The 8,813-nt window shown below is 73.9% G+C and carries 7 protein-coding genes and 1 pseudogene; all 8 read right to left on the bottom strand.

The window, feature by feature from the left end:
• Positions 1 to 540 (bottom strand): annotated as a pseudogene (locus KUF83_RS19545) (zinc ribbon domain-containing protein); the annotation flags it as partial.
• Entirely contained in the window at positions 537 to 1,094 is a 558-nt protein-coding gene (locus tag KUF83_RS19540) for a phage tail protein (protein WP_217456024.1), read from the bottom strand. The pseudogene KUF83_RS19545 and the gene KUF83_RS19540, both read right to left, overlap by 4 nt.
• Positions 1,095 to 1,212: 118 nt before the next feature.
• A complete protein-coding gene (locus KUF83_RS19535) occupies positions 1,213 to 3,171 on the bottom strand; it encodes a putative baseplate assembly protein (RefSeq protein ID WP_217456023.1) in 1,959 nt (652 codons plus the stop codon).
• A complete protein-coding gene (locus KUF83_RS19530) occupies positions 3,171 to 3,617 on the bottom strand; it encodes a GPW/gp25 family protein (RefSeq protein ID WP_217456022.1) in 447 nt (148 codons plus the stop codon). The genes KUF83_RS19535 and KUF83_RS19530 overlap by 1 nt, the downstream gene beginning before the upstream one ends.
• 100 nt (positions 3,618 to 3,717) lie before the next feature.
• Positions 3,718 to 5,619, bottom strand: coding sequence for a VgrG-related protein (locus tag KUF83_RS19525; protein WP_217456021.1), 1,902 nt, complete (start codon positions 5,617 to 5,619; stop codon positions 3,718 to 3,720).
• Complete coding sequence (locus tag KUF83_RS19520; protein ID WP_217456020.1) at positions 5,619 to 6,344, bottom strand: LysM peptidoglycan-binding domain-containing protein; 726 nt, start codon at positions 6,342 to 6,344, stop codon at positions 5,619 to 5,621. Before KUF83_RS19520 ends, KUF83_RS19525 begins: the two co-directional genes overlap by 1 nt.
• Positions 6,345 to 6,360: 16 nt before the next feature.
• Positions 6,361 to 6,786 (bottom strand): phage tail protein, encoded by a 426-nt coding sequence (locus KUF83_RS19515; protein ID WP_217456019.1) that lies wholly within the window; start codon positions 6,784 to 6,786, stop codon positions 6,361 to 6,363.
• 112 nt (positions 6,787 to 6,898) lie between these two features.
• Entirely contained in the window at positions 6,899 to 7,819 is a 921-nt protein-coding gene (locus KUF83_RS19510; RefSeq protein WP_217456018.1) for an extensin, read from the bottom strand.
• Positions 7,820 to 8,813: the final 994 nt, after the last annotated feature.

The following is an 8,813-nucleotide window of genomic DNA, read 5'->3' as shown; positions in this document are numbered from 1 at the left end:
GTGGGCTCCCGGAGCGTGGGCTCCTGGACCGTCGTCGGAGGGCGAGCCGTCGGAGGGCGGGGCGGCGGAGGGTGAGCCGTCGGTCCGCGAGCCGCGGGCCCCCGCGTCGTGGGCTCCCGGAGCCTGGAGCACCGGACCCTGGGCTCCCTGGCCGTGGGCACTCGGGGTGTCGGGGCCGGAGGCGGCCCGCCGGTGGGTCTCGTCCTCGGCGGGCCGGCCGCCGGCGGACCCGGCCGCCACCGCGGGCCCCGGGTCGTGGGCCGTGCGGGCCGTGCCCGTACCGGCCCCGGGGTGGGCGAACGCGTCCCACCCCGGCTCGTCGCCGGCGGTACGGCGGGCCGCGGAGTCCCGCGCGGGTGCGGCGGCTCCGGCGGGTACCGGATCCGGTTCCTGTGCTGCGGCGGCACCGGACCGGCCCCCGGACCAGCCGAGCACCGCCCCGCAGGAGTCGCAGAAGGACTGGCCGGGCTCCGCCCGGGTGCCGCATTCGGCACAGCTCTGCGCCGGCTCCCGTCCTGTGCCGGAGGTCTGGCTGGTCATCTCTCGGGAGTCCTTTCGGTGGCGGTCACCTGGACCGTGTACGGCATGTGGGCGGGGCGTGCGGCCGCCACGAGGCTGTCGAGGCGGTGTTCGTCCGCGGGGGCCGGGTCGGGCAGCCGCAGGGTGACGTGCAGGCGCGGGCGGCGGTCGCCGGGGACCGGGCCGAGCGGCCGCGCGTCCCAGGAGGCGCCGCCGCTCTCGGTGATCTCCGGGGCCACGCCGAACACGAGGCGCACCGCCTCGGACAGGCCGCGGCTGGTGCCCCGCACCCGGTGCAGGTACGCGGCGGCGGCGACGGCGGCGCGCAGCCGGTCCTCCGGTTCCGTGCCGTCGGTCTCGGCGCCGACCCATCCGGCCAGCCACTGGGTGAAGTCCACCGGGGCCAGCGCGGGCGTGAAGTAGGAGTCCAGGCAGTCGAGGACGGCCAGGATCGGCGCGAGCACGTCGTCGAGCCCGCCGACGAACCGCTGTGCCAGATCGTCGTCGGCGAACACCGCGGGCAGCATCATGCCGATGGGCGCGGAGGACCCGAGCCCGTCGATGGAACCCCTCATGACCGGGCTCCCCTCACGGGCGGGCGACGGACGAGGCTTCCCGGCCCGCCGACGACCGGCCGGCCGGCGACGGCCTCCGCCTCGGGCGGGAGCGGGCCCGGGCTCTTCGACAGGTTGCTCACGGCCGGTCTCCGATCACTCGGACGCGGTGGTCGAAGGAGAAGACCAGGGACGGCGGTTCGAGGTCGATGCGGTCGGTCGGGTCGCCTCGCTTGCCGGTCAGGGGGTCGGCGGGGTGCAGTTGCACCTCGTCGACCAGCTCGACGCCGGGGACGCGCTGGAGGACGGCGAAGACCTCACCTGACTGCACGGGCCGGCCGAAGGGCCAGCCGCGACCGTCGGCGCCGCCGGTGAGGGGGTCGAGGTGCCGGTAGAGGGCGTCGTGGGCCTGCCGGCGCACCCGGTCCGTGTCGGTGCCCCGGAACGCGTGCACGGTGGCGACCACCGTGATCCCCTGGTAGAAGGGCGGGCCCACCGCCAACCGCGTCCCGATCAGGCGCCGTTCGTCCAGGTGACGGGTGATGCGGCGCAACAGCCCGTCACCGGGGACCAGTTGCTCGAAGCGCAGCCGGCCGCCGGGATCCGGGACGGCCTGCGGGACCACCAACACCCTTACCGCGTACGCCCCGTGCTCGCCCTCCTCGCCTTCCAGGCAGGTGATCCGGGCCGTCTCGGGGGCGGCCCGGCGGGCGAGCTCCTCGTAGTCCCGCAGGGTCACCGCCCGCTCCTGCGCGCGCAGCGTGATGGGCGCCCGCGTCTTGGCCTCCTCGACCGTCTCGCCGTCGACCCCGCCGCGCGCGGCCTCCCGGTTGACGACCTCGGACACGTACGGGACGGACGTGCGCAGCACCTGGACGGCTCCGCGCGCGACGTTCCCGGCCCGGCCGCCGCCGGTGCGGTAGCGCAGGGCACGGATGACCGCGCCCTTGGGGGCCACCGCCCCGTACTGGCGCAGGGTGCCGTCGGGTTGCCGTACCGCCGGGCCGAAGGCGATGTCACCGGTGGCGGCGTCCAGGGTGATGTGCCGGTCGTCCGGGGTGGAGGCGGCGAACGACGGGACGACCTCCCAGTCGGTCCAGCCCTCGTGCTCGGCGGTCTGCAGCAGCACCGGCGGGGTGTCGCCCACCACGGGCGCGTGGGCCAGCCGCAGCCGCTGCCCGGGCAGACCGCTGGACTCGCCGAGCGCCTCGTCGTACACCGTCTCGGCGTGCACGGCCGAGGTGGTGCCGCCGAGCGTGAACGCCTCCGCCGAGCGGACGGTCGGCGAGGTCGTGTAGAAGGGCTGGTCGGGCAGGGGCTCGGTGACCCGGCAGCGCAGCCAGCCGGCCTCCTGCCCGCCGGTGCGGGACAGGGTGTGGGCGCCGGGGACGTGCAGGACGACCTCGCCCGGCCGGTTCAGGCCGCCGGTGCCGTCCCGGTCGACCTCGCACTCGGTCCAGCCGTCCTCGGTCCACGCCTCCCAGACCAGCGGCGGCTGCCGCGGGTCCACGCCGACACCGTCGACCCGGCTGTCCAGCTCCATCGCGACCACGCAGTGCGGCACGGCGGCGCTCAGCCCGATCAGCATGCAGTCCCCGGGCCGCGGCGACTCGTTGAAGCACATGAGGTCCTTGCCCTCGGCGAGGTCGGCGGTCCGGTCCGTGACGGGCTCACCGCCTCGCTGCACCACCAGGTACCGCAACTCACAGGGCACGACGGTCAGTTCGCGCTCGGTGGCGAAGACCGCCGCCTCCTCGCTCTCGGTGCGCGTGGTGGCGACCTCGGTGCCCACCGGCAGCAGCACGGGCTCGTCCTGCGGCGCGGACAGCCAGAACGTGACGTCCGTCCGGGCGGCGGAGGGCGGGAAGAGGGTGATGCCCACCAGGTCCAGGAACGCCAGGTGGTTCTTCTCCGGCACCCGGTTGAGCCGGTAGACGATCTGGTCGGCCATGTGGGCGACCGTTTCCACGAGGGTGACGCCCGGGTCGGAGACGTTGTGGTCGGTCCACTCCGGGGCGCGCTGCTGGATGTAGCGCTTGGCGTCGTCGACGAACTGCTGGAAGCGGCGGTCGTCGAGGTTCGGGGAGGGCAGGGCCATCAGTGGTCGCTTTCAGGGGAGTTGCCCGCGCCGGGGGCGCCGGGTTCCTCGTGGGAGGGGATGACGTAGAACGGGAAGACCAGGCTGCGCGGGTTGTTGGTGCCGCGGATCGAGTAGCGGACGTCGATGAAGAGCACGCCCTGTTCGGTGTTGCTGCCGGCCGTCACCTCGACGTCGCTCACCTCGATGCGCGGTTCCCAGCGGTCGAGGCTCGTGTACACCTCGTGCTGGATGCGGCCGGCGGTGGCCTCGTTGACCGGGGCGAACACCAGGTCGTGGATGGCGCAGCCGAACTCGGGGCGCATCGGCCGCTCGCCCGGCGCGGTGGCGAGGACGAGCCGGATGGCCTCCTCGATCTCGCGCTCCCCGCTGACCAGGGCGATGCCCCCGGTGGGGCCGATGCGCAGGGGGAACGCCCAGCCGGATCCGACGAACTGCTCGGCCATCAGGGTGTCCCCCGCCTTCTCGTGGTCGTCATGAATGTCTCCGGCACAGTCGGCACAGCCGGCATCACTGGCGTTGCTGGTATCGCTGGTGTCCCTGGCGTCACGGGATCGGGTACGGCTTCTTGTTGACCGTCACGAGGCCCATGAGGTCGATGTTGATGGCCCGCATGCCCACCTGGCCGATGGTGTTGACCTGCACGGCGCCGCCCGCGCTGAGCATCGCGGAACCGACCGCCTTGAGGTTGAGGGCACCCATCGCGTCCACGGTCACCGCTCCGGCGAGCGACTTGAGGTTGACGATTCCGCGGCCCTGGAGGGTGAGCGGCCCGCCGCTCTTGATGCTGATGCCGGTCCGCGCGCTCAACGAGAGACTGGTGCCCGCGTCGATGGACACCGCGGTACCGCCCGTGATGCTGACGGCGCCCTTGCTGTCCACGGTGATCTCGGTCTTGGTGCGGTCGAGGTTGATGATCAGCCGGTCGTTGCCGCTGGCCACCCGGACGCCCTGCTTGCGGGCGCCGGTCTGCTGGCTGAGCAGGTCCACCCGGTTGCCGTCCCGGTCGGACAGGGTGTGCCGGATCGCCTTCTTCTTGAGCGGGTCGTGCAGCGGCACGTCCTTCACGACGGTCGGCTTGTCGATGCCGTTGTAGAGGCTGCCGATGACGAAGGGGTGGTCGAGCGCGCCCCGGTCGAAGCCGACCAGTACCTCGTCGCCGACGTCCAGCGGGAAGACCCCGCCGCCCGCCTTCCCGCCCAGCTGCACGGACCGCGTCCAGTCGCTGACGTACGCGTCGTCCAGCCACGGGAACTGCAGCTTCACCCGGCCCTGCTTGAGCGGGTCCTGCACGTCGGTGACGAGCGCGTTGGCCACGCTCGGCAGCCGGGGCGCCGTGGCGCCGCCGCCGGACGTCAGCCCGAACAGGGAGCGCCACTGCCGGCCGGTCACGTTCACCAGCGTCTCGTAGTGGCTGCCCGCGCCGAAGGTGTGCCGTACGGAGGTGACGGTGTACTTGCCCTCGAAGGGGACGCCCACGTCGGTGAGCGCGATGGCCACGCCGGGGCGCAGCACGGGATTGCCGCGCACCGTCACCTCCAGCTCGGCGAACGACGAGGTGAGCTCGTCCGCGAGGGAGGCCGCGGCGAACTTGACCTCGGGCCGGCCGTCGTACGGGGTGTCGGTCTCGACCAGCTTGGCGGCCTTGAAGGCGTTGGCCGCCTTCTGCGGGGTGGTGCCGATGGAGAAGGCGGGGTTGGTGCCCGCCTTCTTGAGTTCGACGACCTTCTTCTTGGTCTTGACGTCCCAGCCGCGCGCCTCGACCTTGTCGACCTGGTCGGCGGCGGTGACGGCGGCCCGGCAGCGCATGACGTCGACGCGGCCGCGCAGCACCCGGGGATTGGGATCCTCGGGGGAGGTCGACAGAGGTGCCTTGGACGCCGGGTCCGGCTCACCGAACTCGAACTTCCCCTTGGCGTCCAGCGACATCACCATCTCGTTCTCGTCGGCGAGCCGCGCCAGGAAGTCCCAGTCGGTCACGTTGGACTGCGAGATGAACTCGTAGAGCGTCTTGGTGGCCGAGATCCTCCCGACGGCGATGCCGTTCATCCCGGCCAGCTTGCGGGCGATGTCGGCGCCGGTCATGTTGCGGTACGCGGCCACCCTGCGCACCCGCATCAGACGATGTCCCGGGTCGTACCCGCGGATGACGGCGAACGTGCCGGTGCCGTCGTAGTCGGCCTCCATGCCGGTGACCTCGCCGGTGAGCAGCGGGGACGAGACGCCCTGGCCGTCGGCGACGGGCGCGATGACCACCTTGGAGCCGAACCGGACGTTCAGTTTGCCGAGCAGGTCCCGGTCCGGGTCGCGGAAGGTGAGCCGGAACTCGCCGGGCACCCCGGCCCCGAGGTCGACCCAGCCGCCGACGAGCAGGTTGATGTAGTCGGCCGGGATCTTCTTGCTGTCGAGAGTGACGTGGATGATGTTGGAGTAGGACGTCTTCGCCATCAGAAACGCACCTCCTCCGCGGCCGGGAGGACGAGCTCGATGCCGGTGGGCAGCCGCGAGGGGTCGTCGATGCCGTTGCTCTCGGCGATCGCGCGCCAGGCCGCGGCGTTGCCGTACTCGCGCCAGGCCAGCGACTGCAGGGAGTCGCCCGCCACGACCCGGTGCACCCGCTGCGCGGTCAGCGCGCCCGAGGTCGGGTTCTGGCCCTTGGTCTTGCTGGGGATCTCGTGCAGCGCCACCTGGCAGGTGGCCCGGATCGGCACACCCGTCGTGCCGAACAGCGAGTAGGTGACGTCCACGGATTCCACGTACGAGGTGAAGCGGGCCGTGGAGAACGAACCCCACTGGAACACCACCCAGGGCGGCGACGGCTGTTTCGCGGCGATGCTCTTGGCCGTCACCTCGCAGCAGTCCAGCAGCGCCTCCACGTTCTTCAGCACCACGTTGCTGGTCGGCTTGGTGGACGTGTCCAGGAAGATCTCGACCGTCATCTGGCGCGGCTCGGGCCCCATGAACTCCGGGACCGTGCCGTTGCGTACGGCCGCGGCCGGTGTGGACTTCCACTGGGCGCGCCGGGTCAGCTGCAACTGCGCCGGGTTGAAGTCGAATTTGAACGTCTTGATCAGACCGCCCGGGGTGGTGCTGGAGCCGACGGGCGGTTCGTGGATGGCGAGTGAGGCGCGTACGAGGCTCTTGCCCGCGCCGCCCCTGCTTCCCTTGGCCATGTGGTGTCCCTCCCCTTCAGTCCGTGAACCCGTGGTGGGTGATCTCCAGGACCTCGGTGGCCACGGCCGGGTTGGCCGGGTCCAGGGAGGGGCCCTGCCAGCTCACCGGCAGCACGTCGATCAGGCCCCAGTGCGCCACCTCCGAACCGTCCGCGCGCAGGGCGGCGATCTGCGCGGTCGGCCGCTTGATGCCCGTGGCGACGGAGGAGATCCAGGCCGCGACCTTGGTGGTGTCGGGGGTCAGCGGCCGGGTCAGCCGGATGTTGGAGTGGGTGACACGCGAGGGAAGCTGCCAGACGAACCCGTTGTTGCCGCCCTCCTGGCGTTGCTCGATCTCCACCGCGGACGAGAGCCCTTCGCACCCGTTGAAGTACCCGAGGCTCTCGCCGTCGATGGTCAGGGTGAAGAAGATGGTGGAGCCCGGGTCGAGATCGCGGGGCATCGGAGGCGGCCTTTCTGCGGACGTCGGTCGTGCGGGTCGTGCAGGTCGATCGGTTCGGGCGGTTCGGGCGGTCGTGCTCGTGGGTGTCACCCCGAGTGCGGGATCCGGGCGCTCAGCGACGGGGGTCGCGGAGCTTGCCGACCCGCTCCCGGTCGAGCCGCAGTTCGGTACGGATCAGCCGGGTGATGCGGCCGATCAGCCGGTGCGTCAGCTCGTCGAGCTGGAAGTCGGTCAGGGAACGGGGGTCGAACTGGCCCTTGGCGACCGCGGTGTACTCGGGCGGGGGTTCACCGGAGTCGTACGCCGGTGGCGGATCGCCGGTCGAGCCGGACCCGGACGAGCCGCGCGACGAGGTGCCGGAGGCGGTGACGTCCGAGACGGCGGTGGTGGTCCTGGCGGGCGTCGGCATGAGCGCACCGCCCGGGTTCCGCTGCACGGGCACGGGCGGACGGGCGGACACGGCCGAGGGCGCGGGAGCCGAAGCCGAGGCCGAGGCTGGGGCGACGGCGGTTCCGGGTGCCTCGGACGGTCCGGGCGGCGTCGGGGTGACGGCGTGCCGCTGCACGACTGCCGGAGCACGCAGGGCGGTCGGCCGCGAGGGCGCCTGCGGAGCCGTCGGTGGGGCGCCCGCGGACGGTACGGGCCCGGAGGGGGGCTTGGACGCCGAGAGGAGCGGCACGGCCCGCCCCGTGGGGGTGCCGCGGGCCGCGGTCGCACGCTGCACCGCCGGGCCCGCGTCCTGTGGTCCGGGCCCCTTGGCGGGCGCCGGGCGCCGCAGCGGGACGGCGACCGGTGATGCCGGGCGGGCGGCGGGAGGCGCCGCGGGCGTCAGGGCCGGGGCGAGGGCCCGAGCGGGGGTCAGACCACGCACCGGATCGTCCGCGGCCGGCACGGACGGGCTCGCTGCCGTCCGCTGCACCGCGGGCCCGGGCCGGGACACGGACACCGGGGCGGCCGCGGACGCCTGCCCGTGCCCGCCGCCCTCGCCCATGGGGCCCGCACCGGAGGAGATCGGCCTGGTGGGGACCGCCATGGCCCGCTGTACGGCAGGGCCGCCGTCGGCCGAAACCCGCAGCGGCACGACCGGAGGCCGGTCGAGCCGCGACACCGGCGCCAGCGCCGATGCCGGCGCATGTGCTTGTGCTTGTACGGGAGTCGGCGCGGGAGCCGGAGTGCCGTGGACCAGGGCCGCCGGTACGGGCGTACGGTCCGGTGCCCCGCCCCGGCGAGCTGTCGTCGCGCGCTGGACGGAAGGCGGTCCGGCCGGGCCCGGACTGCCGGAAGCGGCGGGCCCGGAGAGGGGCAGCGCGTCCGAGGGCGGGGCGGCGAGGGGAGCGCCGAGCAGGGGGCGCTGCCGAGGGGCCGTGACAGCACGCTGGACCGGCGTGTGCGACGGGACGGCCGGGCCGCCGGCCGCCGGAGTCGGAGGTGCCGGAGGTACGGCCGCGGCGCGGGGTCCTCCTGCCGGGCTCGCCGGTTCGGCCGGACCTGTGTGCTGAGCAGCGGGGGTCGACGGTGTGACCGGGGCGGGGCGCGGCCGGGCCGAGGTGTGCGCGGGCGGCGGAGTCGACCCGGGGCCGGCCCCCTTCGCGCCGGCGCCGGACACGTTCCCCGAGGTCGGCGCGCCGAGGCCCATACGCCTCGCTCCGCCGGAGGCATGCCGCTGCACCGGAAGCGCGTCCGCGGCGGACGCCGTGCGCGGGGGTACCGGAGGGGCGGAGGCGTCCCGACTCGGCCCGGCAGCGCGCGAGTTCGCGGTGGGAGCCGTCTCGGCCGGGCCGTTCGGGGCCGCCGGAACACCGGGGCCGGTCGTCGCGTTCGGGGACCCGGCCGCCGGACCGCCGGAACCGGCCGCCGTGGCCGCACGCCGGCCGGGTGCGGCCTCCGCCCTCTGGACGACCGTGTTGCCGTCTGCGGCTGACGCTGTACCGGTGGAGCGGGCGCTCCCGCCGACCGGGCCGGTCGCAGACCCCTGCCGGGGAGTTGCCGTGCTGCCGCGCTCGGCCGTCGCCCGGACGGGGCCGGGC

This window comes from Streptomyces sp. BV286, from assembly GCF_019090165.1.
Taxonomy (GTDB): Bacteria; Actinomycetota; Actinomycetes; order Streptomycetales; family Streptomycetaceae; genus Streptomyces.
The sequence above is the reverse complement of the archived record's forward strand: the minus strand, read 5'-3'. Positions and strand labels throughout refer to the sequence as shown.

Coding starts and splice junctions, on each gene's coding strand:
- KUF83_RS19540 (WP_217456024.1), bottom strand. CDS start 1,094: ATGAGGGGTTCCATCGACGGGCTCGGGTCCTCCGCGCCCATCGGCATG.
- KUF83_RS19535 (WP_217456023.1), bottom strand. CDS start 3,171: ATGGCCCTGCCCTCCCCGAACCTCGACGACCGCCGCTTCCAGCAGTTC.
- KUF83_RS19530 (WP_217456022.1), bottom strand. CDS start 3,617: ATGGCCGAGCAGTTCGTCGGATCCGGCTGGGCGTTCCCCCTGCGCATC.
- KUF83_RS19525 (WP_217456021.1), bottom strand. CDS start 5,619: ATGGCGAAGACGTCCTACTCCAACATCATCCACGTCACTCTCGACAGC.
- KUF83_RS19520 (WP_217456020.1), bottom strand. CDS start 6,344: ATGGCCAAGGGAAGCAGGGGCGGCGCGGGCAAGAGCCTCGTACGCGCC.
- KUF83_RS19515 (WP_217456019.1), bottom strand. CDS start 6,786: ATGCCCCGCGATCTCGACCCGGGCTCCACCATCTTCTTCACCCTGACC.
- KUF83_RS19510 (WP_217456018.1), bottom strand. CDS start 7,819: ATGGCGGTCCCCACCAGGCCGATCTCCTCCGGTGCGGGCCCCATGGGC.